Origin of the sequence: Cyanobium sp. BA5m-10 (assembly GCF_024346255.1) — a bacterium.
Taxonomy (GTDB): domain Bacteria; phylum Cyanobacteriota; class Cyanobacteriia; order PCC-6307; family Cyanobiaceae; genus Cyanobium_A; species Cyanobium_A usitatum.
Map to the genome: position 1 here is coordinate 79,681 of NZ_JAGQCP010000005.1, position 22,834 is coordinate 102,514.

29 protein-coding genes are annotated in these 22,834 nt (G+C 60.5%); 25 read left to right on the top strand and 4 right to left on the bottom strand.

What is annotated here, in order from left to right:
• From asnB to KBY85_RS03865, 19 genes are all read left to right on the top strand, one after another.
• Positions 1 to 1,812, top strand: a complete 1,812-nt coding sequence (asnB, locus tag KBY85_RS03775) for an asparagine synthase (glutamine-hydrolyzing) (RefSeq protein WP_254960226.1) — start codon at positions 1 to 3, stop codon at positions 1,810 to 1,812.
• On the top strand, positions 1,809 to 2,981 hold the full coding sequence (locus tag KBY85_RS03780; protein ID WP_254960227.1) for a glycosyltransferase: 1,173 nt from the start codon (positions 1,809 to 1,811) through the stop codon (positions 2,979 to 2,981). Before asnB ends, KBY85_RS03780 begins: the two co-directional genes overlap by 4 nt.
• Positions 2,978 to 4,360, top strand: coding sequence for a hypothetical protein (locus tag KBY85_RS03785; RefSeq protein ID WP_254960229.1), 1,383 nt, complete (start codon positions 2,978 to 2,980; stop codon positions 4,358 to 4,360). The genes KBY85_RS03780 and KBY85_RS03785 overlap by 4 nt, the downstream gene beginning before the upstream one ends.
• Positions 4,353 to 5,591 carry a glycosyltransferase gene (locus KBY85_RS03790; protein WP_254960230.1) on the top strand — a complete coding sequence of 413 codons (1,239 nt, stop codon included), beginning with the start codon at positions 4,353 to 4,355 and terminating at the stop codon, positions 5,589 to 5,591. Before KBY85_RS03785 ends, KBY85_RS03790 begins: the two co-directional genes overlap by 8 nt.
• 6 nt (positions 5,592 to 5,597) lie before the next feature.
• Positions 5,598 to 6,389, top strand: a complete 792-nt coding sequence (locus tag KBY85_RS03795; RefSeq protein ID WP_254960231.1) for a glycosyltransferase family 2 protein — start codon at positions 5,598 to 5,600, stop codon at positions 6,387 to 6,389.
• Positions 6,382 to 7,068, top strand: coding sequence for a class I SAM-dependent methyltransferase (locus tag KBY85_RS03800; RefSeq protein WP_254960233.1), 687 nt, complete (start codon positions 6,382 to 6,384; stop codon positions 7,066 to 7,068). The genes KBY85_RS03795 and KBY85_RS03800 overlap by 8 nt, the downstream gene beginning before the upstream one ends.
• Positions 7,069 to 8,062: 994 nt before the next feature.
• Positions 8,063 to 10,108 carry an acyltransferase family protein gene (locus KBY85_RS03805; protein ID WP_254960234.1) on the top strand — a complete coding sequence of 682 codons (2,046 nt, stop codon included), beginning with the start codon at positions 8,063 to 8,065 and terminating at the stop codon, positions 10,106 to 10,108.
• A 1,941-nt stretch (positions 10,109 to 12,049) separates the two neighbouring features.
• Positions 12,050 to 12,295 (top strand): AbrB/MazE/SpoVT family DNA-binding domain-containing protein, encoded by a 246-nt coding sequence (locus KBY85_RS03810; protein WP_254960235.1) that lies wholly within the window; start codon positions 12,050 to 12,052, stop codon positions 12,293 to 12,295.
• Positions 12,295 to 12,624: a PIN domain-containing protein gene (locus KBY85_RS03815; RefSeq protein ID WP_254960236.1), complete on the top strand. Its 330-nt coding sequence runs from the start codon at positions 12,295 to 12,297 to the stop codon at positions 12,622 to 12,624. Before KBY85_RS03810 ends, KBY85_RS03815 begins: the two co-directional genes overlap by 1 nt.
• Positions 12,612 to 13,163: a WcaF family extracellular polysaccharide biosynthesis acetyltransferase gene (locus tag KBY85_RS03820; RefSeq protein WP_254960237.1), complete on the top strand. Its 552-nt coding sequence runs from the start codon at positions 12,612 to 12,614 to the stop codon at positions 13,161 to 13,163. The genes KBY85_RS03815 and KBY85_RS03820 overlap by 13 nt, the downstream gene beginning before the upstream one ends.
• A 629-nt stretch (positions 13,164 to 13,792) precedes the next feature.
• Positions 13,793 to 13,999 carry a hypothetical protein gene (locus tag KBY85_RS03825; protein ID WP_254960238.1) on the top strand — a complete coding sequence of 69 codons (207 nt, stop codon included), beginning with the start codon at positions 13,793 to 13,795 and terminating at the stop codon, positions 13,997 to 13,999.
• A gap of 56 nt (positions 14,000 to 14,055) precedes the next feature.
• Complete coding sequence (locus KBY85_RS03830) at positions 14,056 to 14,286, top strand: hypothetical protein (RefSeq protein WP_254960239.1); 231 nt, start codon at positions 14,056 to 14,058, stop codon at positions 14,284 to 14,286.
• A 118-nt stretch (positions 14,287 to 14,404) separates the two neighbouring features.
• Positions 14,405 to 14,695 (top strand): type II toxin-antitoxin system RelE/ParE family toxin, encoded by a 291-nt coding sequence (locus tag KBY85_RS03835; protein WP_254960240.1) that lies wholly within the window; start codon positions 14,405 to 14,407, stop codon positions 14,693 to 14,695.
• A 9-nt stretch (positions 14,696 to 14,704) separates the two neighbouring features.
• Positions 14,705 to 15,016: an addiction module antidote protein gene (locus KBY85_RS03840; RefSeq protein ID WP_254960241.1), complete on the top strand. Its 312-nt coding sequence runs from the start codon at positions 14,705 to 14,707 to the stop codon at positions 15,014 to 15,016.
• A gap of 299 nt (positions 15,017 to 15,315) precedes the next feature.
• Positions 15,316 to 15,549: a type II toxin-antitoxin system HicB family antitoxin gene (locus KBY85_RS03845; protein ID WP_254960242.1), complete on the top strand. Its 234-nt coding sequence runs from the start codon at positions 15,316 to 15,318 to the stop codon at positions 15,547 to 15,549.
• Positions 15,542 to 15,772 (top strand): type II toxin-antitoxin system HicA family toxin, encoded by a 231-nt coding sequence (locus KBY85_RS03850; RefSeq protein WP_254960243.1) that lies wholly within the window; start codon positions 15,542 to 15,544, stop codon positions 15,770 to 15,772. Before KBY85_RS03845 ends, KBY85_RS03850 begins: the two co-directional genes overlap by 8 nt.
• Positions 15,769 to 15,909 (top strand): hypothetical protein, encoded by a 141-nt coding sequence (locus KBY85_RS03855; RefSeq protein ID WP_254960245.1) that lies wholly within the window; start codon positions 15,769 to 15,771, stop codon positions 15,907 to 15,909. Before KBY85_RS03850 ends, KBY85_RS03855 begins: the two co-directional genes overlap by 4 nt.
• A gap of 33 nt (positions 15,910 to 15,942) precedes the next feature.
• Positions 15,943 to 16,152 (top strand): type II toxin-antitoxin system HicB family antitoxin, encoded by a 210-nt coding sequence (locus tag KBY85_RS03860; protein WP_254960246.1) that lies wholly within the window; start codon positions 15,943 to 15,945, stop codon positions 16,150 to 16,152.
• Between the two features lie 511 nt (positions 16,153 to 16,663).
• Positions 16,664 to 17,188, top strand: a complete 525-nt coding sequence (locus KBY85_RS03865) for a hypothetical protein (protein WP_254960247.1) — start codon at positions 16,664 to 16,666, stop codon at positions 17,186 to 17,188.
• Positions 17,189 to 17,191: 3 nt separating this feature from the next.
• Here the strand turns inward: KBY85_RS03865 and KBY85_RS03870 are convergent, their stop codons facing one another.
• The 3 genes from KBY85_RS03870 to KBY85_RS03880 form a co-directional block, all read right to left on the bottom strand.
• Positions 17,192 to 18,418, bottom strand: a complete 1,227-nt coding sequence (locus KBY85_RS03870; protein ID WP_254960248.1) for an ATP-binding protein — start codon at positions 18,416 to 18,418, stop codon at positions 17,192 to 17,194.
• A 590-nt stretch (positions 18,419 to 19,008) separates the two neighbouring features.
• Positions 19,009 to 19,296: a hypothetical protein gene (locus tag KBY85_RS03875; protein ID WP_254960250.1), complete on the bottom strand. Its 288-nt coding sequence runs from the start codon at positions 19,294 to 19,296 to the stop codon at positions 19,009 to 19,011.
• 3 nt (positions 19,297 to 19,299) lie between these two features.
• A complete protein-coding gene (locus tag KBY85_RS03880; RefSeq protein ID WP_254960251.1) occupies positions 19,300 to 19,554 on the bottom strand; it encodes a type II toxin-antitoxin system Phd/YefM family antitoxin in 255 nt (84 codons plus the stop codon).
• Between the two features lie 249 nt (positions 19,555 to 19,803).
• Between KBY85_RS03880 and KBY85_RS03885 the strand changes: the two genes are divergently transcribed.
• The 5 genes from KBY85_RS03885 to KBY85_RS03905 all read left to right on the top strand — a co-directional run bounded on the left by KBY85_RS03885 (position 19,804) and on the right by KBY85_RS03905 (position 21,276).
• On the top strand, positions 19,804 to 20,016 hold the full coding sequence (locus KBY85_RS03885; protein WP_254960252.1) for a hypothetical protein: 213 nt from the start codon (positions 19,804 to 19,806) through the stop codon (positions 20,014 to 20,016).
• Positions 20,017 to 20,105: 89 nt separating this feature from the next.
• The gene (locus KBY85_RS03890) at positions 20,106 to 20,384 is read left to right on the top strand and encodes a type II toxin-antitoxin system Phd/YefM family antitoxin (protein ID WP_254960253.1); all 279 of its coding nucleotides are present in this window, start codon (positions 20,106 to 20,108) and stop codon (positions 20,382 to 20,384) included.
• 49 nt (positions 20,385 to 20,433) lie between these two features.
• Positions 20,434 to 20,610 (top strand): hypothetical protein, encoded by a 177-nt coding sequence (locus tag KBY85_RS03895; protein ID WP_254960254.1) that lies wholly within the window; start codon positions 20,434 to 20,436, stop codon positions 20,608 to 20,610.
• Positions 20,607 to 20,939, top strand: coding sequence for a HEPN domain-containing protein (locus tag KBY85_RS03900; RefSeq protein ID WP_254960255.1), 333 nt, complete (start codon positions 20,607 to 20,609; stop codon positions 20,937 to 20,939). Before KBY85_RS03895 ends, KBY85_RS03900 begins: the two co-directional genes overlap by 4 nt.
• Entirely contained in the window at positions 20,890 to 21,276 is a 387-nt protein-coding gene (locus tag KBY85_RS03905) for a nucleotidyltransferase domain-containing protein (protein WP_254960256.1), read from the top strand. The genes KBY85_RS03900 and KBY85_RS03905 overlap by 50 nt, the downstream gene beginning before the upstream one ends.
• Here KBY85_RS03905 and KBY85_RS03910 read toward each other — a convergent pair.
• A complete protein-coding gene (locus tag KBY85_RS03910) occupies positions 21,264 to 21,509 on the bottom strand; it encodes a hypothetical protein (protein ID WP_254960257.1) in 246 nt (81 codons plus the stop codon). The genes KBY85_RS03905 and KBY85_RS03910 overlap by 13 nt on opposite strands.
• A 542-nt stretch (positions 21,510 to 22,051) precedes the next feature.
• On the opposite strand from KBY85_RS03910, the gene KBY85_RS03915 reads away from it, so the two are divergent.
• Positions 22,052 to 22,834, top strand: a 783-nt coding sequence (locus KBY85_RS03915) for a glycosyltransferase family 4 protein (RefSeq protein ID WP_254960258.1), incomplete at its 3' end; no start/stop codon positions are given.

Genomic DNA, 22,834 nt, shown 5'->3' on the forward strand with positions numbered 1-22,834 from the left:
ATGTGTGGCATCGCCGGTCAGATCCAGACTTTTGCTCTTAAATCCAACTCAAGCACCGATCAGTTGGCGGGCCAACTGGCCGCAGCCTTAAAGCACCGCGGGCCTGATGATGCCGGCCATTGGCATGAGGAAGCCGCCACCGGCCCTGCTGCCCTACTGCTCCACCAGCGCCTGGCAATTCAGGATCTCTCTGCCGCCGGCCATCAGCCGATGCACTCGGCCTGCGGCCGTTATGTGCTGGTGTTCAACGGCGAGATCTACAACCAGCACAACCTGCGCCGTGAGCTTGAAGCCCAGGGCCACAGCTTTCGCTCCAGCAGCGACACCGAAGTGCTGCTGGCCCTACTCGCCCGCCAGGGCCGTGCTGCCCTGCCACGCCTGCGCGGCATGTATGCCTTCTGCCTCTGGGATCGCCAGGAGCGCACAGCCCTCCTTGCCCGCGACCCCTACGGCATCAAGCCGCTTTACCTCTGGCAGGGCAGTCGTGGTGAGCTGCTTTTTGCTTCGGAGCTGCGGGCCCTGCTGGCCACTGGCCTGGTGGAGCGCCGCCTCAACAGCACTGCCCTTGCCGCCTTCCTTGCGGCCGGCAGCGTGCCGGAGCCGCAAACCCTGGTGGCTGGCGTGCAGAGCCTGCCGCCGGGCCACTGCGCCATCTGGGATCAGGGCACCCTCACCCTGGAGCGCTTCTGGGAGCCACCCTTCTCGCAGCCTGAATCGATAAATCCGGAAGAGGCCATCGAGCGCTGCCGCCAGGCCCTCGAGCGTTCGGTGCAAGAGCACCTGCTCAGCGATGTTCCCCTCGGCCTGTTTCTCTCCGGGGGGCTGGATTCGGCCGCCGTGCTCGCCCTGGCTCCTCGCGGCCTCACCACCCTCACGATCGGCTTTCCCCAGGCCAGCCACGACGAATCAGCCCGGGCTGCTTCGCTCGCCTCCCAGTTCGGCGCCAATCACATCCCCCTGCAGCTCGATGCCCACAAGGCGGCTGAGCTGCTGCCGGGCTTCCTGGCCGCCATCGATCAGCCCACGGTCGATGGCTTCAACACCTATTGCGTGTCTGCCCTGGCCCGCCAGCAGGGCCTCAAGGTGGTGCTCAGCGGCCTCGGCGGCGATGAGCTTTTTGGCGGCTACCCGAGCTTCAGCCGCATCCCTCGCCTGCTGGGCTGGCATCGTCGAATCGGGGTTCTGCGTCTTCCTCTGGCCCAGCTGCTAGCCCAGCGCCGTTCCCATCGCTCCCAGCGCCTGGCGGCCTTTCTGGCCGGCCCGGCCACGGCTGCTGCAGCGTTTCGTTGCCAGCGCGGCCTTTTCGCCCCCCGCGAAGTGCGGCAGCTGCTGCGGCACTGGCAGCTCGAGCCTGTCGATCCGGCTGTGGAAGCCAGCACCGCCGCCTTTCCTTCCTTGGCCGATGAGATCGCCTGGCTGGAGAGCACTCGCTACATGGGCCAGCAGCTCCTGCGCGACAGCGATGTGTTCTCCATGGCCCACGGCTTCGAGCTGCGCTTGCCGCTGGTGGATGCCCAGTTGCTCGCCGAGCTCGCCCCGATCCCGGCGGCCCAGCGCCTGGCCAGCGGCAAACAGCTGCTCCAGCAGGCCGTGCCCGAAATCCTCGAACGCCTGCTCCTGGAGGCCAAGCGCGGTTTCGCGCTTCCCTTTCAGAACTGGTTCGAGCAGCCTGATTCACCCATGCGCCCCGGGGCAACCCTGCCCATGCCGAGCACTCCGAACGGCATCGATCTCAGCCCCTGGGCCCGGCGCTGGAGCCTGCTCGTGCTGCGCCACTGGTTGCACACCCACCTGGATCTCGAGCTGCCGTGAAGGTTCTGCACGTGATCCCATCGATCAGCCCCCTGCGCGGAGGGCCCTCCGCCGCAGTGTTGGCCATGGTGGCGGCCCTGCGCCAGCAGGGAGTGGAGGCTTCGATCCTCACCACCAACGACCACGGCAACGGTATCGATCGATCCATGCCCCTTGGCTGCTGGTTTGAGCGCGCTGGCGTGCCCGTGCTCGCCTTTGGGCGCTGGAGCCCGCCCCTGCGGCCCCTGCGTGAATTCGCCATCAGCCCGGGGCTAAACCGCTGGCTCGCCGTGCACCTGCGGCACTACCAGCTCCTGCATGTGCATGCGCTCTTCTCCTGCCCCTCCACCACCGCGATGGCGCAGGCGCGCATGGCGCGCGTGCCCTACGTGCTGCGAACCATCGGCCAGCTCAACCAGTGGAGCCTCAGCCAGAGCGCCGGCCGGAAGCAGCTGCTGTGGCGATTGGTTGAACACCGCAACCTCGCCAACGCGGCAGCGCTGCACTTCACCAGCACCGCCGAGCGCGACCAGGCGGCGGCCCTCGCTCTTCCCCCATGCACCTGGGTGCTGCCCCTCGGCGTTCAGCTGCCAGATTTGTCCACCCTGAGCCCGTCGCCGCTTGAGTCAGGCGCAGCTCAGAGCGGCCCCACCTTTCTCTTTCTCTCCCGCATCCACCCCAAAAAACAACTGGAGCGCTTGATCGATGCCCTGGCCCTGCTGCAGAAGCGCCTGCCCCAGGCCCCCTGGCAGCTGCGTATTGCCGGCGCTGGCGAACCCGCCTATCTGCAGCGCCTCCGGCAGCAGGTTGCCCGCGCCGGCATCGGCCACCGTTGCCACTGGCTCGGCTTCCTGGAGGGGGAAGCCAAGTGGCAGGCCTTGCGCCAAGCCGATTGGTTTGTGCTCCCCTCGGCCTCGGAAAACTTCGGCATCGCCGCCATTGAGGCCCTTGCCGCCGGTACCCCGCCGATCCTCAGCCCGGACGTGGCCGTGGCTGTTTCCATTGCCAGCGCGGGGGCCGGGCTGATCACCTCCGCCGAGCCCCAGGCCCTCTCGGCCGTCCTCGAGGCCGCCCTCGCCGGGCCGCCGCCGGAGATGCGGGCCGCCGCCCGTAGCCTTGCGATCTCCACCTACAGCTGGCCGGCCATTGCCGCCCAGCTCCAACAGGCCTACGCCTCGGTGCTGCGGTGACCCTGCTCCTGCTTCTGCTCTTCGCTGTGCTGGCCCTAGCGCTGCTTAGTGGCGACTGGCGCCTCGGTCTGCTGCTCACCGTGGTGATCGGCTTTGCGCAAGACCCGATTCGCAAACTCACCCCTGGCCAGCCCGGCTTGTATGTGGGCCTGGCCCTGGTGGCCTTTGCCGCCAGTGCCTTTGTGCTCTGGCAGCGCCGCCAGGGGCGCTTTGAGTTGCCCCTGATGTTTCCGGCTACGCCGGCCCTGCAACGTTGGCTGCCGGTCTTTGTGATGCTGATCGCCCTGCAGGCATTGCATGCCTTGGCTCGCTGGGGTGGGCCCACCCGCACCCTAATTGGCGTTGGTTTCTATTTTTCCCCGCTGATCGGCCTCTGGGTGGGCTTCCAGCTGGGGCGTTTCCAACCCTTTTTGCGCCAGCTGCTGCAGCTGTATCTCTTTGGCGTGGCAGTGTTTGGTTTCACAGCCCTGCTCGACTATCTCGGCACGGAAACACCCTTGTTTGATGCCGTCGGCGGCGGACAGCTGATCCATTTCCGCTACGGCTTCTTCACCACCGGTGCCATTGGGCTCTGGCGCACCACCGACATCGCCGCCATCCATCTCAGCTTTGGTGCCTGTCTGGCCATGGTGTTTGCCCTCTCCGGCTCAGGCGGCCGCCAGCTCACTGGCTGGCTCTCGCTTTCAGCCGTCTTGGCGCTGATCAGCCTGCTCACCGGCCGCCGCAAGGCGATCGTGCAGGTGGTTGTGTTTGCTGGCCTGTTTTTCTGGTTGCTGGCCCGTTACGGCTCCACCCGCAGCCGCCAGCAGCTCTTTGGTGTGGCCATCTCGGCTGCGGGCCTGGCCTCCCTGGCGTTTCTGCTCGATCCCAGTGAGTTCCTTGGGGATGATTTTGGGGAATATGTCGACCGTGCCGCCACCGCTCCGGGTGATATCTGGGAGCGCTTCAACGCCCTTGGCCTCAGTGCCTTTCTCCGCGGCCTGGAGATCTCCAACGGCATCGGTGTTGGCGTTGGCACCCTTGCCCAAACCGGCAATGCCGGCGTGGCATCAGTCAGCGGCTCAGGCTTCGCGTATGTAAGTGAAAGTGGCCTCGGCAAGGTCACGGCAGAGCTGGGTGTGCCCGGCATCCTGTTGCTGTTGCTGCTGGGTTCGGGCTTGTTTGCTGCCATTCGCCATGCGCTGCGGCTGATGCGTTACCTGCCCCTCTCGACCAGCGTGTTTGAGATCGGCCTGCTGGCGTTTGCCCTCTCCAACCTGCCCTTCTTTTCGGCGGCGGCCGGGGTGTATGGCGATCCCTTCGTGTTGATCCTGTGCGGCATCTGCTTTGGCTCGGTGTTTGCCGTACCTAGCCTGCTGGCCGCCCCTGCGGATGGTTGATCAGGGCCCTGGGCCACGGGCCCTGATCAGCACCATCCAGCCCACCAGCGGCGGCGTTCCAGCCAAGTTGCGCTGGCTTGTGCAGGAGCTCCAGGCCCTGGGCATCGCCCCCACCATCGCCTGGTATGAGCCCTGGAGCGTCTCGCCCCGCCTCTCCATCCCCTTGCGCCGCCTGGGGTCTGCCCTGCTGCAAGGGCAGCGGCCTGGGCTGCAACGCCAGGAGCTGTGGCCAGGGGTGCCGGGCGTGGGGATCGGCAGCTGGCTGCCGGAGCTGGAATTCACCCACTACCAACCCCATCGCCACTGGCGCCAACTGATCCTTGCGGCAGACCTGCACATCGCCGTTACCGGCAATCCCCTCTGCGCCCATCGTTTTCTGGCATCCGGGGTGCCGTTTCTGGCCTGGATCGGCACCCCTTGGCATGGCGATCGGGTCGATCGGGTGCGCCAGTTTCCCGCCCACCGGCGCCTGCTTGATGCCGCCGTGAACAGCCCGGTGCTGCGCCGCCAGGAACGCCGCGTGCTCCAGTCCCAGCAGGGGCACTTGCTCACCATCAGCCGCCGCACCGCCCAGGAGCTCGAGCAGCTCTCCGGCCGCCCCGTGGCGGGGGTGCTCTATCTGCCCCCCGATCCCGAGCTCTTCCACCCCGACCCCGCGGCGCGGGTGCCCTGGCGCATCGGCTTTTCCGGCCGCTACAGCGATCCCCGCAAACAGCTACCCCTCTTGCTCGATGCCCTGGCCCTGCTGGTGCGCCAGGGCCACCCGGTGCAGCTGGAGCTCACCGGTGAACGCGCTGGCCACCCGTTGATCTCCCAGGCGCTGGCCGCCCGCGGCCTGCTGGCTCACGTGCGCTGCCACCCCTATCTGCAGCCCGCCGAGCTGGCCCGGGTGATCCAGCGCTGGGATCTGTTTGTGATCCCCTCCCACCAGGAGGGCCTCTGCATTGCCGCACTTGAGGCCATGGCCTGCGGTGTGCCGGTGGTGAGCACCCGCTGCGGCGGCCCGGAAGACTTTGTGATCCCCGGGCAAACCGGCACCCTGGTGCCCCACGCAGCGGCAGCCATGGCCGCGGCCATTTCCCAAATCTGCGGTGATGCCCCTCAACGCCAGCGGCTCAGCGCCGGCGCCCTGGCCTGGATCGCCGCCCATGCCGATGCCACCGAGGCCCGCCGCCGCTTCCGCCAGCACCTGCGCGCCGTGTATCCAGCCCTGCTGATCCCTGATTCCTGATCCCCGATGCCTGAGCCTGCGGCCGCGCCTCTCGATCTGGTCACCCCGTTGATCCTCACCTACAACGAGGAGGCCAACATCAGCCGCACCCTCGCCGGCCTGCGTTGGGCCCGCCGCATCGTGGTGGTCGACAGCTTCAGCACCGATGCCACCCTCGAGCTGCTGTCTCAGTACCCCCAGGTGGAGGTAGTGCAGCGGGCCTTTGATTCCTTCGCCGAGCAGTGCAACTTCGGCCTGCAGTTGATCCGCACCCCCTGGTGCCTCAGCCTCGATGCCGACCACCTAATCACCCCAGCCTTCCAAGCAGAGCTGGCAGAGGTGGTGGCCGCCGCACCAGCCGAGGTGACGGCCGTGCTCACCCCCTTCCGCTATTGCGTGCAAGGCAAACCGCTGCGGGGCACCCTGTTGCCGCCCCGCTTCAACCTGATCCGCCCCGATGGCGGCCACTACCTAAACGATGGCCATGCCCATCGTTTCCTGCCAAGTAGCCGCACCCTGGTGATGCACCAGCCCATCCTTCACGACGACCGCAAACCCCTCAGCCGCTGGCTGTCCAGCCAGCAGCGGTACCTGCAGCAGGAAACCCACAAGCTGCTCACCACCCCCCACCACCAGCTCTCCCGCGGCGACCGCCTGCGCAAGCGCCACGTGATCGCCCCCTTTGCAGTGCTGGGCCTCTGCCTGATCTGGCACCGCGGCCTGCTCGACGGCTGGCGCGGCTGGTTCTACGCCTTCCAGCGCCTGTATGTGGAAACCTTACTCAGCCTGATGCTCTGGGAGGCCCGCCGTGGTGGCTGACCCCCTTCTGCCCGACTACGGCTGGAGCGAGCAGACGCCCCACACCGAGGCCTACTTGCTGGCACCGCTTCAACAGCTGCTGCGCGAATTTGTGCCCCCGTCCGCTCGGCAAGCGTCTCCGGCTCAATTGCCAGCAGTGCTTGATCTGGGCTGCGGCAATGGTGCGCTTGCAGAGGAGCTTCTTAGCTGGGGCTATGACGCCATCGGCATTGACCCCAGCGCCAGCGGCATCGCCCAAGCCCGCCGGCGCTTGCCATCCATCACTTTCCATCAAGCCACTGCCGATACGGCTGCGATGGCGCAGCTGCAGCTGCCCGCCTTTGATGCAATTGTGAGCACCGAGGTCGTGGAACATGTGTACAGCCCGCGCCAATGGGCGGCAGCGGCCTATGCAGCCCTCAAGCCCGGCGGCGTGGTGATCTGCTCCACGCCTTATCACGGCTACCTAAAGAACTGCGCCCTGGCCCTCAGCGGCAAGCTCGACGCCCACTTCACCGCCCTCTGGGACGGCGGTCACATCAAGTTCTGGAGCCGCCGCACTCTCACAGCCCTGCTGCAAGAGGCCGGCTTCCAGACGGTGGCCTTCCGTGGTGCTGGTCGCTGGCCCTGGCTTTGGAAGTCGATGCTGATCGCTGCGCGTAAGCCCCTGGGTGATCCACCAGGGCCTCACTTCTCCTAACCCCTCACCCTATGAGCACCCTGGCACCCCGCTTCTGAGTGTCTAAGGCCACCTTTATCAAAGTGGCGGAACAAATCCGGCCTGCGCTTTTCGTGCCCCTGGCTCCTCTTGGTGTGTCAGCACTTGCCTGACGCGATAACCTCGCTCCCATAACCCACAACAACCACGATCGCTGGAAAGAGCTTCGGCCCAGTCACGATTGGCATTAGCAGAAATGCTTGAATCGCCCCCCGCGGCTTTTGTGCAGTCAGCGGCGATTGTCGATGGCAACTAAGCAGAGCTTGTGGTGCAACGTTACGTTGCCGCTGCCTTTCGCCCAGCAAGAAAGGGCAACCCATCCCAAGCAGAAAAGCTCCGAAGAGCTTAAGGTCTAATACGCTTTTCAACGCATAAATAAATATCGAGAAGTGGGGCGCACTTGAATGTGAATCGAATCGACCCCAGGCTGCAGTCTAAAACTAAAGAGTGGTAATTTAAAAAGCTTTAATTTTAAATGGATCATTAGGCGGGGGGAGGCCATGAGAGGCATACAAGAAGCCCTCGTGTTGGTACAGTCAAGGTGACGCCAGAAATCAAAAAAATAATAGAAACAAAAGAATCGCTAGGCTTGCGAGGCTCTTGTTATGTTTGCCCACAAAATTAATAACACTTCGTGGTAAGCAGTCTAGTCAGATAAAGCCCCCTGCGATTAGGTTATTCAGAGCTTACTTATGCGTTTAGGCTGAGATTTAGCAGGGCATCCATCGGGCTTATACAATTTCAAGCAGACCATGCCGATTGAGCACATGCAAAATAGCTCGGTTAAAGGTTTTCTATGGGCATATGCTACGCACTCCTTCCGACTGCCCACCAGCGGTAGGCCCACTGAATCCAGCTATCAAATACTTTGTCACTTCAGATCATGATCAATATATTTATTGAACTTGGATAAAAGTCTATAAAGTCCTCAAATCTCAAAAGAATTTTATCCATCCTTTGTTAGCCAATAAGCTCGATGTCGAACAGCAAAACTGCAATCTATCGGCCAGAAATAGATGGCCTGCGCGCAGTCGCCGTCCTCGCGGTACTCATTAATCATCTTAATCACAAAATACTTCCAGGGGGATATCTAGGAGTTGATGTTTTCTTCGTAATTTCAGGCTATGTTGTCACAGCCTCACTGATAAATCGGCTCAACGAAGATTTGCGGATATTTTTGGTAGGTTTTTATCAGCGTCGCTTTCGCAGGCTGCAACCAGCTCTCTTGCTAACTTTTGTAATAACTATTATAGTATTTAATGTTTTTGTTAGCCCTTCAGAAAGTATCTTCCAGGCATCGAATAGAACTGGAATAGCCTCTCTCTTTGGCGTCTCAAATATCTATTTGCTCCGCCAAGCAACAGACTACTTTGCTGTTAATTCTCAGTTTAATCCATTTCTGCATACATGGTCGCTTGGGGTTGAAGAGCAATTCTATCTTGTCTGGCCAATAATCATAGCTGGATGCTCAAGACTTTCGCTTAGCAGCATATGTTTTAAGCCGTCATTACGCTGGTCAATCTTGGTCTTGGGCACTGTTTCGCTTATTGTTTATTTAGCTTTTTCCCTCAAAGGTGATATTGATTCAGCATTCTTTTTGCCTACTGCTCGGCTATGGGAACTAGCGGCAGGATCATATTTGGCTGCCGGGAAAGACATAAGTAAATCAAGCCTTGATTATTCATTAAAACTTCCCTCGAAAGCTTTGCCATTTATGCTGCCTCTGTTGATTTTCACGTTCTTTGCTCCAGATACGATTAAGATTGTCCCCACATTGCTTTGTGTTGCATTTACTTTATTGCTGATTGGCAATGTCCAAAATTCAAGCTCTACTTTCAAGCTTCTTGCAAATCCAGTAGCACAAGCTATTGGAAATAAATCCTACTCTCTCTACTTATGGCATTGGCCAGTTATCGTGACTGCTCGATGGACGATCGGGGTTGGCGTATGGTCATTGGTTCCTATTTTGATTTTGATTACCATTTTTACCCTTTTATCTTATCGAGTAGAGTCATATTTCAGAGCCGCTAACCCTTCTAGGCTTCTTATTTACAATCCTCTAGTTGCCTATCCTTCTTTATCAGTTTTTGCGGCTGCCGGAGCTTTTATTCTACAGGGGGCCTTGCAAGGAAGAATATTTGCTGGTCGACCAGATATTAATTTTACACCTGTAACTGATAGGCAAATAAGTGGAACGCGAATCAACACAGTTAACTGCTTTCGTGAGCCCACCTCTCCGATTAGCAATAGTTCGCGATTTAGTGATTGCTTGTATAAGCCTTTTGCGAGGAGACCAACTATATTCTTTTTAGGCGATAGCCATGCAGACGCAATTACGGCAATAGGGAGTCAGTTGGTTGCTCAGGGAAAGTATAATGTTTCTTTTGTCTCGAGAGGTGGCTGCCCTTCTCCCTACTTCAAGCCATGGGCGAATGATCGCCATAAGCTTGAAAGGTATAAGCTTTGTGATGAACATTACAGATTTGTGATTTCAAAGGTTTTTTCTTTGGTCAGTTCAGGCGACTACGTTGTGATTGTCTCAAATTTTCCTGGTTACCTAAAAGGTTTAACACAAGAAGATTACCCCAAAGCTTTTGCTTCACTTGATATGCAGCTAAATAGGCTTGCAAGGTCTCTGAAAAACAAACATGCAAGCCTAATAGTTTTTAAATCGTTGCCATTCTTCTCTAGTCGCCCTGACCATACTCAGCCAATAACGATTTGCAAAGAAGAATGGTTTCGGCCTCAAAAAGCCATCCCAGACACATGTAAGCCATTTTATATTTCACGCCAGCGCCTCTTGGCTGAGCTTGAGCCAGTCAATAAGATTTTTTCGTTTGCGCAAAAGAGCAATGAAAACGTATACCTGTATGATCCTTTCCCGTATCTGTGCCCTAGTCAGAAAATTAATTGCTCAACACACGATAGATCTGTCTTGTTGTTTACCGACGGCAACCATCTCAGTAATTCCGGCGCCATGTCGATTCTTCCAGGTCTAATGAAATTATTGGATTCTGTATAGTAGGTTTGCAGAGAGCTGGTAATGTTTATACATTTATGGATCACCCTGTCTTTGTGGGCTGTTTTGATATGGTGCTAGCCTTTGCATAATTCGCTACTTATAATGGTCTCTGCTGGCCCCATGCCTCTATTTCAAGTTCGCTCTACCTTTTTCGCAATTGCTTAATAGGTTTTCCCTTCGCTTGATGCAGGTTTTTGCATATAATTGGATTGTAACACAATGCATTGCGTTAGGCTCATGTTCCTTGTTGCCCGGAAATTTGATACGTCCCATAAGTCAATCCGATGCACTTAATATAGCATTGGCGAGTATTTCTTATGTTTTGACTTTTATGCGTCCTTGCTAAAAGGGCGTTAGACTTTATCAAGTTGTTCCTGTTAATGAAATTGATTGGCGCTTTTTGCCAGGTATCTTATTTCATTGCTATGTATAGCGAACCCTCCATCAGCAGCGCCTCGGGGCCTGTATCGCACGTGGCTTCCATCTCGATTAAGTCGGGCCCCTTATAAATGGGGGCATTACGTTTCGCTTGTGGCAGGGGCCTGTATCCCCAGCCTCCACCGTGTTCCTAGGCAACCACGTTGATCGCTCCCGCTCGCATTCGCCAAGTAGCGCGTCCTGATCACGATCGGCAGAGGTGCTTGGATTGCGCAAGCATGGTGCACATCCCTTGGCTCGATTGTCCGAGCATTATGGAGATGTTAGTGGCTAAGCGCTGAGCGCCCGCGGGCCACTAATGGTGAAATGTTGAGTCTTATTGCAAAGACCCTCCATTACTTCACGCCTAAGAGTTCACCACGTCCGAGGCTCTTCCCATATCGAGCACGGCCGCGGTTTAGAAGTATATTGTATGAATGTAGTTGCATTATGCTTTTGTGATGACAAGCAACTGATGTTTTCGTGCAATCGCCCCCTCGACTAGGGGGCGGGTAGCACTCTTGCGTTGCCATTTTCCCAAAAAGGAAGCGGTCAGCAGCCCAGCCCCATTAGCCAGGTAAGCCACCTCTCCATTTACATTATTATAAGCCAGCCACGGCAATATGTCCATACGGTTAAGCATTCATAGATTGAGAGTATATTCCGCGTTCTGGCTCCTCTTGCTATACTTTTATGGGCAAGAAGTTTCTGTTCCTCTTCGGAGACGGCTCCATCGACTGACCGCTCCAAGCAGGATTCTCTTAGATTGCCCCTATTGGGCGCTTTAGAGCAGTAAATTGGCTATTAACACTCTTTCGCTTAAACTGCGTGATATGGTCGATAAGTGTGTTTCGGCAACGCTTCTCTCAAGCCCCGCGGGGCGGTAATCCTTCCACCCCGTGTCACTGCCACCTAAAGAACTCCTTCCCGGCTGCTTAGAGGTAAGTTCGACGCCCAAGTCTACGAACTCTGGGTATCTGGTCACATCAAGAACTCGATCCTTCGCACACTCATGGCTCTGCTGCAAGAGCTCGGCTTATTGGCTGTGGCTTCCTTTCATATGTTTCGCTTTCCTTGTCTATGGAAATCGATGCTGATTGCAATCCGCAATTCTCTGGGGTGAACCTCTCCCGCTGCAGCCCGTGCCCCCGCCATTGCCGCAAGGATCCGGTGCGGCCCGCTCAGCACTGGCAGCTCGCCTGCTCCAGCTCGCCCATGGCTTAGAGAGGAAGTGATCCGTCCCAGCCCATCTGGATCGCCACTGTTCAGGAAGCTGTACGGCCTGTAAGGGTCCAGGGTCTGCTGCAATACGCAATCGAGCAGAGGTCGTAGCCATCCACCTCCACCGGCGCCGGCTGTTTTAATGAACAGTGAACTGATTGCCTCCGATCTTTCGGAACTCGCCGGAGGTCACCTCGCATGATCCAGCAGCTCGATCGCTACAGCACCCCGCCCAGCAGGCACTTAGGTCTCCCTGACTGATCTTGCTTAGAGTTTAGTAATTCTTCCCAGTCGGGCTCGGTCATGCGCAGCACCATCACGGCCCGCGGGCAGACCGTGATCCCGGCCCCCATACGGGCGCGCTTTGCCCTTGGCCCTTCCCAGCTCCTGGAATGGATTGTTGAAGCCGATGGTTCGATTCGGGTGGTGCCGGTCGATCCTTCCCCGGTGAAGGCCTTTCGCGGCATGGGCCGGCGTGGTGGCTCCAGCCAGCGCCTCATCGCTGAGCGAGAGGCAGAACGCCAAGCAGAGCGTTCTGTCATCTCCTGATGGCTGGTTCGCTTGTCCTGCTGGACACCTCAGCCTTGCTCACCCTCCGCGACGACGAACCCGGTGCCGACCTGGTGGAACAGGCTCTCGAGCACACCCAGCGCTGCTACGCCTGTTTCCTCTCCCGCATGGAGGTGCTCTACCGCGTTTGGAAAGACGCAAACGAGCGCGCCGGCCGCCTCGCCTATGAACAGTTCAAGGCTCGCCATTCCCTTTCCGTGGCCGATGCCTTGATCGCAGCGGCGGCCCTGCAGGTTGGCGCCACCCTGCTTCACAAATATCCCGAGTTTCGTGCCATCGCCGATCTACCCCAGGCATGGCTCGGTTGATCCAGCAGCTCGATCGCTACCGCACCCCGCCCGATTGGCAGCCCGGCGCGTCCCTGCCTGTGTGCACCCTCTGGTTCTGCGCCGGTGCGCCCCTGCTCAGCGCCCGCTGGCTGCCCGGCTCCGCCTGGCGCGTGCTGTTGCTGCGCGCCTTCGGGGCCCAGATCGGCAGCGGCTGCCGCCTCAAGCCCGGTCTGCGCGTCAAATTCCCCTGGCGCCTCGTGGTCGGTGACCACTGCTGGCTGGCGGAAGACGCCTGGCTCGACAACCTCGCCCCCATCACCCTCGGCGATCGGGTGTGCCTCTCCCAGGGGACCTACCTCTGCACCGGCAACCACAACTTCCGCTCCCCCAGCTTTGATCTGCGCCTCGGCCCCGTCACCATTGGCAGCGATGCCTGGATCGCCGCCCGCGCCGTACTCGCCCCAGGCACCGTGATCGGCCCCGGCGCCGTTGTAGCCCTCGGCGCCGTGGTGAGCGGCACCGTGCCTCCGGGCGCGATCGTGCGCGGCAATCCGGCGGTGATTGTTGGCGAGAGATAAGGGGGAGTGATATGGGGGCGAGCACGTGGCCGACTGGTTCGAGCTCGACGGCGATGTGCACGTCACCCACGTCGACGGCACCGGCGTGCCGATGGTGCTCAACACCTCCTATGGCCTCCGGTCGACTTCGTCTACAACGAAAACGAACCGATGGTCTGCATCCCTTGCCAAGCCCTCGATTGCATCCTGCGCACCCGCATGGGGCTGCAGGTCGTGAGACCAAGTGTTGCGATGGAGAGCTCGGCAGGCAGTGCGGCACCGGCAGCCCGCCCGGCCCCGCCCCCTGGCGGCTCAGAGCGGAGCCGATCCGTGATTCCACGGATGCCTTGATAGTTCAGGCGTACTATTCTGTTTTCAGAGTTTGGGCTGGCTACGGTGAGTGTTCGACTTGGCCGGCAGGGCTGTTTCGACAGGCAAGGCTGGATCACAGTCTTCGCAGCCATTCTCCTTGGCCTGATCACTCTTCTTACCAGCTACAGCCATGTCGACCTCTTGGGAGCCGCTTCCTTCGATCTACCGCAGCAAGCAGGAATTCCTTGCATCGCTGCCGCCGTGGCGGCGGCCATAGAGCAATAAGTTGGCATCCAACGATCGATACAAGTGTGCGGCAATACGAGCTCGAGCAGAGGATGCTGCAAGACGAGAAAGAAGACGAGCAGAAGAGGAAAGAGGACGCGCTGAGGAGGAAAGGGGACGCTCTGAGGAGGCAAGAAGACGCGCTGATCGAGATCGAGATCTCGCGGCTCGAGCAAGCCAACTCCAGGCTCGAGCGCTTCGAGCGGGAGCACTTGTCTGGCTCGATCCCACCCCCCTCCACCGGCGATTCTTGGAGCTGATCGCTACTGAGCTGGCCGATCTGGCTGGCGGTTCTCCTGGATAATCCAGCAGCTCGATGGCTACCGCCTGGCCAGGCAACCTCGCCCCCATCAGCCTCGGCGATCGGGTGTGCCTCTCCCAGGGCGCCTACCTCTGCGCCGGCAACCACAACTTCCGCTCCCCCGGCTTTGATCTGCGCCTCGGCCCCGGCGCCGTTGTAGCCCTCGGCGCCGTGGTGAGCGGCAGCGTGCCCCCGAGTGCGATTGTGCGGGGCAATCCGGCGGTGATGGTGGGGGAGAAGAGGTAGAGGGGGCCCACCACCACCGGCCAGCTCACCGAAACACCCGATCTGGCAGCAGGGTATGAAGCGTTAGCCAGGGCAAACAGTCGGCCGCAAGAGCGTATCTCTTGGGATACACTGAAGCATGCTCGAAATTCGGGAGACGCCTGCCTATGCCGCGTGGTTTGCTGCCCTGCGTGACCGGACGGCCAAGGCTCGCATCGACATTCGAATCAGGCGTCTCTCCTTGGGCAACTCAGGCGATAGTCGTTCTGTAGGAGAGGGAGTATCAGAGCTACGCATCCACTACGGTCCCGGCTATCGGATCTATCTCAAAAAGCAAGGTGATGCTCTTGTAATACTGCTCGCAGGTGGCGAGAAGAGCTCACAAGATCAGGATATTCGACTCGCCAAGGATCTCGCTCGCAATCTCTAGGAGGCTTCAATGACAAAAACAACCACAGCAATTTGGGATCCTGCCTCGCATCTCTCCACGGCGGAAGATGTCGCAGCTTATTTAGAAGCTGCTCTTCAGGATGGCGATTCTCAGCTTGTCGCAGCTGCTTTAGGGGATATTGCCAGGGCTAAAGGTATGAGCCAAATCGCGCGTGATGCTGGGCTTGGCAGGGAAAGCCTGTACAAGTCTTTATCGTCTTCTGGCAATCCTGAACTCGCAACAGTATTGAAGGTGATTACGGCATTGGGTTTGCAATTGCATGTCAGCTCTACCGACCAGGCGAAGATGGCCGTACGGTGAATGTTCTAGACCGGCAAGGCTGTTTTGGCCGCTTCCATCGCTGCCGCCCTGGCGACGGCCATAGAACAGCAAGTTGGCATCCAACGATCGACAAAGGAGTGCAGCAATACGCGATCGAGCGGGAGCACTTGTCTGGCTTGGTCCCACCCCCCTTCACCGGCGGTTCTCCTGGATAATCCAGCAGCTCGATGGCTACCGCAAGCGATGGTTGCCAGCGCGCGCAAGTTTGGCCAACCCGGCACTGCGGGGCCGATCCTTTAGGGCTTAGCTTTAAAACCATCACGCGATGGCTGAAGGCGGTGGCTGAATGGCTGGTCAACTTGCAGGTGGAGCGGCTCCCTGAGGGCTGTTATCTGGCAACCTGCTCCAGCATTCCTGGCCTTGTTGCCCAGGGACGCACCCTCGCGGAGACCATTGAAATCGCCCGCGACGTCGCCAGGCAGTTGCACGAAGCCCGCCTTGAGCGCAGTGAACACGAAGCCATGCCTGCTCTCGCCAAGTCGTTCGAGCTCCCCGTCGTGCTCAGTGCGTGATGGGACGGCTGTCGGGATATCGCTACCGCGAGGTGGTCAAGCGCCTGAAGCAATTTGGGTTTGCTTTCGACCGCCAGGCTGCCGGCTCGCACGAGATCTGTACCAGGCATCGGGTCAGCGCTACACAACAATCCCCAACCATTCAGGAGATATTCCTGAAGGAACCCTGCGGGCAATCCTGCGCCAGGCCGGCGTGAGCGTCGATGACTTCATCGCGCCTTGAGTCTCCCTTCCCCCCTCCACCGCCGACGGCTGTTTTTGATGACAAGCCTGCAATTGATCGCCACCGAGTTGGCCGGTCTAAACCGTGCTGGTGCGATCGTGCGCGGCAATCCGGCGGTGGTGGTGGGGGAGAGGTAGGGGGGATGTCGTGAAGTGCCATAGGTGCCTCCCATGGCAAAACAGTTCGATGTAGTTGTTGAGGGAGACCTAGAGGGTTTTTACGTTGCGAGTGTGCCAGCTCTTGCAGGTTGCCACACACAGGCACGGTCTCTTGATGAACTCATGGGCCGAATAAAGGAAGCAATTGAGCTTTGCCTTGAAGCTCAAGATAATCAAGCCGATCAACTTGATTTCGTTGGCGTTCAGCGGGTCACAGTTTAGAAGTGTCGAAATATTCGGCCGTAACAGGTAAGGCGTTAATTGTGGCGCTGCGGAAGGTTGGGTTCGGGCCACCGTGATTCCGGTTCATTCTGGGGAATATCTTGGTCCTGGCTTACTGGCCAAAATCCTTCGTGATACTGAGCAAACCAGAGATGCACTAGAAGAGCTGCTTTCTTGAGCAAAGAAGGCCGGTGGAGCGGCCCTCGCCATTCGCTTGAACGGCCTGGCTGGTGGATGGGGCCCGGCAGGCCCATGGAGCTGGCACCACCCGCGTTTTTGTCGTCACCGAGGTGGATCAGCCCCAGGTCGTTGCCTACTACGCCAGGCTCGTCTGAGGGTAGACGAACGCCATGAAGGACAGGGGCTTTTACGAGCACCTGATCCCGGAGTTCCAGCGTTCACCCACCGATCCGGTGCACCTGCTGCTGCTGCTCAAGGACATCCGCCGCACGCTGCGGCGCTGAAGCCGCTGGCCTCGATAGCCTTGAGACTGCATCAGTGGGCAGGTGTCATGGACCATCCCCCAGACCTCGACGGGCCGCTTCCAGACATCTACCGCTCCCGAGAGGCCTTCTTTGCCTCCCTGCCGGGCTGGCGGCGCTTCCTGGCCAAGCTCAACTGGCACCCCATCATTGATCTGATGGTGAAGCGCTATGCCTGGGAACAGGAAGACCTTCGCTTGGACAGGTTGGCCAGCGCGGCGAACAGCCCAACCGGCGACGCCCTCTTGGCCGAGCTCAATGCCGAGCTGAACCGGCGCGGCAGCACACGCACCACCATCACAGACCTGCCAGCGGAGCCCACGGCCCCCCGCCCTGAACAGGCCTGCACAGCACCCTCCAGGCGCAATGCCGTCAAGGCCACCCTGCTGTTGCTGTTGGGCATCGGAATCGCGATCCTGCTGTTCACCTCCCCCTGGTTCTGGCTGCTGCTGCTGGCCGGCTTTGCCGTGTGGGTCGTGGTCGGCTTGCTCGGTTTCATCTGGAAAGCGATCTACGACACCCTCCAGGAAGGAGACCAACCCCCACCCCCCTAATCACTACAGCGCCAATCGCGCCGTGCCAGTCATCAAATATTGAATCGCCTCCCGTCCCCGGCGGGGCAAAGCCTCAACGGCGCCGGCCTCAATCAACTGCTGGAGGGTCTGCGACACCGAGGGTTGCTTCACCTGCCACAGGTCCACCAGCTGGGCCTGGGTCTGGGTCGAAGCCGAATCCTCCTTCGCCCAGCCCAGCAGCCGCTCCCAGGCGGTGTCGCCCAGCTGCTCCTGTAGCTCGGCCTGGTTTCGTTGCCGCAGTGTGAGCAGCAGGTCGTCCAGCCCCACTGGCGTCACCTCGGCCCCTGCGCTGGTGAGCCCCAGCAGGGCTGTGATTCCATCCTCCAGGGCTTTCAACAGGCCGCGCAGATCGCCGCGGAACAGCTCGTAGAGCCGCTGCACCACGGCAATGTCCACGGGGGAACGCCAGGGGCTGCTCGGATCAAGCTGCAGCGCCTCATACCGATTGGCCAGCAACTGCTCCACATCCCTCAGCGCTAGCGGCTCCAGCACCACCGGATTGCTGAACACCGATCTGATCTGGGTATGGTTCTGCACCACCGTGCGTACGGCATCGGTGGTGCCCACCACAATCAGATGCAGGCCGTCGTGCAGCAGGGCCTGATCGCGGATGCCCCGCAGCAGATCCGCCGCCCGCGACGCGTCTGCCTCACTGAGATTTTCGAGGTTGTTGAGGTGCAGCACGATGCCGGGGGCGCCCTGGCCGATCGCGTAGCGGAGCAGGTCGCGCAACACCCGCGGACCATCCAGCAGCAGCGCCCCCGGAGGCGTGGCCACGCTCTCGCTCTGGCTGCCGCCGCGCAGGCGGATGCTGCGCACCAACTGTTGGGCGGCCTCCACCTCGGGTCCCGCTGCCGTTGGGCAGTTCGCCAGCACGGCGTCGTAGACGCCGGAGAGCAGCTGGCCGAGCAGGTGTTCGCTGGCGCCTTCGGCGTTGATCGGGATGATCTCGTCGGAGCTCCAGTAGCCCCCCGCCTGGGCATCAGCCTTCACCGTTTGCACAAGAGTGGTTTTGCCGATGCCCGGGCGGCCTGCCACCGCCTGTCTAGAGCTGGCACTGCTTCCGATCGTGGTGAGCAGCAGCTGCCGCTCCCGTTGCCGGCCCACAAACAGGCGCAGCGGCGTGGCCTGCGAATCCGCCCGCAATGTGGCCTGGAAGTAAGGGGAGGAGCGCAGGTTGTACAGGCTCCAGAGGTTTGGCAGCGCCATGGTGCGACGTATTGGCAAAGAGCTGCGACCAGCCAATACTGGTCATGTATTGGCTGATCTGGCAATACAAAGCCGGCGCCTGGCCCGGCCTGATCACGGTCCAGCAAGGAGCCGACCCGTGATTCCACGGTTTGGGCTGGCTACGGGCCACCGCTCCTTTGATTCCTTCGCCGAGCAGTGCAATTCGGCCTCAGCCTCGATGCCGGCCATCACATCACCCCCGCCTTCCAGCGCATGGTTGTGGAAACTTGATGGTCTGAGGCGCCACCCCAGGAGTCGTTCCGGCTGCACTTCGTGAGGCCAGCTGTTGCGATTTAGAGCCCGCCAGGCAACGCCGGCACCAGCAGCTCGCCCGGCCCAGCCCGCCCACGGCTCAGAGCGCCCATCCGTTTTTCCCTTTTTATGCTTTTATGCGCGTAATAGGCGTTTGCAATCGAGGCAGCTACAGCCAGGCACTCCTGGTGTGCGGGTTTCTGATTCTGTACGGGTGAATGTCAGGCTTCAACGTTCAGGCTGGATCGCGAGCTATGGCCAGCTCGATCCCACCCCCGCCCTGCTCGCGGCTCGTGAATGGGTTCAGCAGGGGCACGTCAAAGCGGCTGAAGTCGCCCACGTTGCGGGTGCCCACCGTGAGCTGGGCCATCCAGGGTGAGGATGTTGAAGGTGGTGCACACCTGATCGAGCCAGCGCTCGATCTCACCGGCTTTTGCGGAGTCCTGTTCGCGGGTGCATTCGATCCCGGCCTGGATCTCACCGATGGTCACGCTGGCGAGATGGAGCTCGGCGTCGGCGACACTCTCAATCCAAGCGACGACGCCGCCATGGGGGCGCTGCCTGCGCAGTTCAGAGACCACGTTGGTGTCGAGCAAAAAGGCCATGCTCTACAGCTCCGCCACAGGCCGGCGGCGGGCGCCACCACGGGCTGGCACAAGCTCCTCCGTGCGCGCATCCGGGGCCAGCAACAGTTGCTTGAGGCTGGGCCTGACGGCAGCCTGCAGCCGGTTCCATTGCTCGATGGGCACCAGCACCGCGGCTTGGGTGCCGCGCCGCGAAACCACCTGGGGGCCCTCTCGCTGGCAGGCGTCGAGCAATTCACTGAAGCGCGCTTTGGCGTGCTGCACAGGCCAGACCCCCATGTGGATCCACTTTCTGACTAGTTATCAGACTGGTCTCGGCATCATGAGGCGCTGCCAGCCGCCAGAGCTGTTGGCGACTCGTCACCACCATCCAGGCGGTGGTGGACATGCAGAGAGGGCCTCACGGACGTTGAGCTCATCGCCAAATCCGGCTGATCGCCATGATTCAGCAGCTCAACCGCACCCGCACCCCGCCCGATTGGCACCCCGGCGCCTCCCTACCTTTGCGCAGCCTCTGGTTCTGCAGCGGTGCCCCCCTGCTCAGCTCCCGCTGGCTGCCCGGTTCCGCCTGCCGCCTCAAGCCCGGCCTGCTGGCTGGCGGAAGACGCCTGGCCAGGCAACCTCGCCCCCATCAGCCTCGGCGATCGGGTGTGCCTCTCCCAGGGCACCTACCTCTGCGCCGGCAACCACAACTTCCGCTCCCCCGGCTTTGAACTGCGCCTCGGCCCCATCCGGCGGTGATTGTTGGCGAGAGATAAGGGGGAGCGATAGCAGGGGAGGTGATTTGCCGGTCGCCCTAGTCTTATGACCATGGTCATGGCGCACGGTTTATGCACGCCTCCCCCGCACCGCTTCCGCAGGATTCACCAAAGCAGGTTTCGAAGTCCCACTTCAAAACCCATGCCCTTGCGTTGTTCCGCCTGGTGGAGGCCACCGGCCAACCGCTGCTGGTGACCAACCACGGCCGCCCTTGCGTCGAGGTGCGCCCCTATCGGCCAGCTCCTCCCACTGACCTTGATCCGCTGGAGACCCTGCGCGGTTCAGTGCTCCGCTTTGACGACCCCTTCGAGCCCGTGGTCAATAGCAACGACTGGAACGAGCTGGCGTGATCCTGATCGACACGCATGTGCTGATCTGGTGGGCTGATGGGAGGTGGCCATGCTGGTGAGCCGTGGGCGGCTCGCCCTCGGCCTCGATGTGGAGCGATGGCTGGCGGTACTGGCCTCCCATCCAGCCGATCGCTTCCTCGTGGCCCAGGCCCGAGCATTGGCCATCCCCCTGATCAGCGCCGATAGCAAGATCCGCTCCCATACCCATGTGAACAGCCTCTGGTGAGCGCTCAGCCTGTGTTGATGCCAGCCTCCCTATTGGTCGTCGTTCCAACGCTCAACTCCCACGCCCTGCTGCTGGGCTCCACCCTCCCGCCTGGTCCGCTACGCCCCCGGCTTTCGCCTCCCCCCATCGCCCAAGCCCTCGCCACCGAGGTGCAAGACCTGGAGGATCGCCTCCGGATCCTCGACGCCCTGTACATCCCCACCCGCTATCCCGATAGCCTGCCTGAAGGTGCTCCCACGGACCACTTCGGCCGCCTGCAAAGCCAAGACGCCCTCCGCCATGCCCGTGCGCTCGTTGACGCAATCAGTTCTGCGCTGGCCCCGGCCTGAGCAGGTGCTGCAGGAGGTTCAGGCCTGGGCGGACGTTCAGCGCCGCCAAAGGCCCAGCCTCCAGCGTGTCGGCTTGTTCGGCAGCTATGCACGGGGTACGGCGTCTGTGGGCAGTGATCTGGATCTGCTGCTGATCGACGCCGCCGCCGCTGGCCCCCAACATCAGCGGCTCCAGTACTGGCCGCTGGCAAGCCTGCCCCTCAGCTGTGATGCCCTTATTCTAACACCGGCCGAACTGCAGGCGTTGCTCTCAGGTGACAGCCGCATGGGCCACGAGCTGCAGCGCGATCTGCGCTGGCTGCCATCGCCGGCGCCTGGGGGCCCTCAGGCGCTCTGAGCTCCATAGAAGCGCCTCTCCCCTCTCCTCAGCTGGTTCTGCAGGGAAAACCAGTCTGCGCTCTGTGCCTGCCGGCGATCCGGCCGCCGCCGCCGCTCTAGCCGCTGCGCCACCGGCACCAGCGAACAGTTGGGGCCAGCAGCCATGGAGTTGTTGAGTTGAAACACTGATAGCACCACCCGCTCGCGGATCTCCGCGCTGCTCAAGCCCGCATTCCAGCGCCAGTAGGTCATCCATTCGCCCCTGCCTCACTGGACAGCTTGGATCGGATTTAGGCCGCTCCCCGAGAGCTGTTACGGCTGCTTACATACCGATCCCTAGTCAAGCCAAGGGCTTATGCATATTCTGCATATTATAGTCGGCTAAATCCTGCGCTGTTTATTATAATTTGAGGCCTCCCGGGTCGTGCCGGGGGCCAAAATTTTTGTCGAGGCACTGGCATTTTTGTGACGGTTGCTACCTGTTTCTTGGTAGGGCGTCGATGTACTATTCAAAGTAGTTTGCTTTTAGCTGTTAATTGCTGTCTGTGGCTAAGGTCTCCAGCAAAATCAATTTCCCCTGGTTTGTTGTTTGCTGAGAGTTGGCTGAGATTATTCCTTTCGATTGGCTGTGAGATTGCTTGGCGCTCTCCTATTCCCAAGATAATCTTGTTCGGCCCTTGTTGCCCCTGCCGAAGGCGTCTGTTTTTATTGTGAATATCGGGCGTTTGTTGCAGAAATTTCAGTCGCGTTTGCGTTGGCGTGCAAGCCGTAGCAGCTTTAGCCGCGTCACGGTGGTGAGCCAGTTTTTTCCACCCGATTACGCCGCCACCGGCCAGCTGCTCGACGACCTCACCTCACGCCTGGCTGCCCGCGGCTTGCAGATGCAGGTGCTCACCGGTCAGCCCGCCTATGCCTATTCGCAAGACAGCGCCCCGGCAATCAGCTTTGAGCCCAACCGCTGCATTCGCCGCACCTCCGTTACCCGTCTCTGGCCCCAGCAGATCCGTGGCCGTGCCGTTAACGGCGTGCTCTTCTGCCTGCGCATCTCCCTGCGCCTGCTGCGCTACGCCCGCCGCGGCGATCTGCTGCTCTGCACCTCCGAGCCGCCCTACCTGCCCTTAGTTGGCTGGCTGCTCTACAAGCTCACCCGCACCCCCTATCTGGTGCTGGTTTACGACTTATACCCCGATGTACTCGCCGAGCTCGGTGTGCTGCCCAGCGACCACTGGCTGATGCGCCTTTGGCGACGGCTCAACCGCTGCGTCTACGCCGATGCCCAAGAGGTGATCGTGTTGAGCGAGCCCATGGCTGAGCGGCTGCGGCGCCACTGCCCAGCCGTGGCCGACCGGCTGCATGTGATTCCCAGTTGGGCTGATCCAGCCGAGATTCAGCCCCTCGCTAAGAGCAGCAATTGGTTTGTGAGTCGCCACGGCTTAGAGCACTCGTTCACCGTGCTCTATTCCGGCAACCAGGGCCGTTGCCACGACCTGGTCACCCTGCTCGGTGCGGCCCTGCTGCTTAAGGACGAGCCCAGCTTCCAGTTTCTGTTTATCGGTAAAGGGCCCCAGCACCAGCGG

Excerpts from the sequence above, each read along its gene's own strand:
- KBY85_RS03805 (WP_254960234.1), top strand. The coding sequence starts at position 8,063 with ATGTCGAACAGCAAAACTGCAATCTATCGGCCAGAAATAGATGGCCTG.
- KBY85_RS03875 (WP_254960250.1), bottom strand. The coding sequence starts at position 19,296 with ATGGCCTTTTTGCTCGACACCAACGTGGTCTCTGAACTGCGCAGGCAG.
- KBY85_RS03890 (WP_254960253.1), top strand. The coding sequence starts at position 20,106 with ATGCACGCCTCCCCCGCACCGCTTCCGCAGGATTCACCAAAGCAGGTT.
- KBY85_RS03860 (WP_254960246.1), top strand. The coding sequence starts at position 15,943 with ATGGCAAAACAGTTCGATGTAGTTGTTGAGGGAGACCTAGAGGGTTTT.
- KBY85_RS03835 (WP_254960240.1), top strand. The coding sequence starts at position 14,405 with ATGCTCGAAATTCGGGAGACGCCTGCCTATGCCGCGTGGTTTGCTGCC.
- KBY85_RS03905 (WP_254960256.1), top strand. The coding sequence starts at position 20,890 with ATGCCCGTGCGCTCGTTGACGCAATCAGTTCTGCGCTGGCCCCGGCCT.
- asnB (WP_254960226.1), top strand. The coding sequence starts at position 1 with ATGTGTGGCATCGCCGGTCAGATCCAGACTTTTGCTCTTAAATCCAAC.
- KBY85_RS03815 (WP_254960236.1), top strand. The coding sequence starts at position 12,295 with ATGGCTGGTTCGCTTGTCCTGCTGGACACCTCAGCCTTGCTCACCCTC.
- KBY85_RS03870 (WP_254960248.1), bottom strand. The coding sequence starts at position 18,418 with ATGGCGCTGCCAAACCTCTGGAGCCTGTACAACCTGCGCTCCTCCCCT.
- KBY85_RS03830 (WP_254960239.1), top strand. The coding sequence starts at position 14,056 with ATGGCTACCGCCTGGCCAGGCAACCTCGCCCCCATCAGCCTCGGCGAT.
- KBY85_RS03895 (WP_254960254.1), top strand. The coding sequence starts at position 20,434 with ATGCTGGTGAGCCGTGGGCGGCTCGCCCTCGGCCTCGATGTGGAGCGA.
- KBY85_RS03880 (WP_254960251.1), bottom strand. The coding sequence starts at position 19,554 with ATGGGGGTCTGGCCTGTGCAGCACGCCAAAGCGCGCTTCAGTGAATTG.
- KBY85_RS03825 (WP_254960238.1), top strand. The coding sequence starts at position 13,793 with ATGCTGCAAGACGAGAAAGAAGACGAGCAGAAGAGGAAAGAGGACGCG.
- KBY85_RS03820 (WP_254960237.1), top strand. The coding sequence starts at position 12,612 with ATGGCTCGGTTGATCCAGCAGCTCGATCGCTACCGCACCCCGCCCGAT.
- KBY85_RS03810 (WP_254960235.1), top strand. The coding sequence starts at position 12,050 with ATGCGCAGCACCATCACGGCCCGCGGGCAGACCGTGATCCCGGCCCCC.
- KBY85_RS03865 (WP_254960247.1), top strand. The coding sequence starts at position 16,664 with ATGGACCATCCCCCAGACCTCGACGGGCCGCTTCCAGACATCTACCGC.
- KBY85_RS03790 (WP_254960230.1), top strand. The coding sequence starts at position 4,353 with ATGGTTGATCAGGGCCCTGGGCCACGGGCCCTGATCAGCACCATCCAG.
- KBY85_RS03840 (WP_254960241.1), top strand. The coding sequence starts at position 14,705 with ATGACAAAAACAACCACAGCAATTTGGGATCCTGCCTCGCATCTCTCC.
- KBY85_RS03795 (WP_254960231.1), top strand. The coding sequence starts at position 5,598 with ATGCCTGAGCCTGCGGCCGCGCCTCTCGATCTGGTCACCCCGTTGATC.
- KBY85_RS03910 (WP_254960257.1), bottom strand. The coding sequence starts at position 21,509 with ATGACCTACTGGCGCTGGAATGCGGGCTTGAGCAGCGCGGAGATCCGC.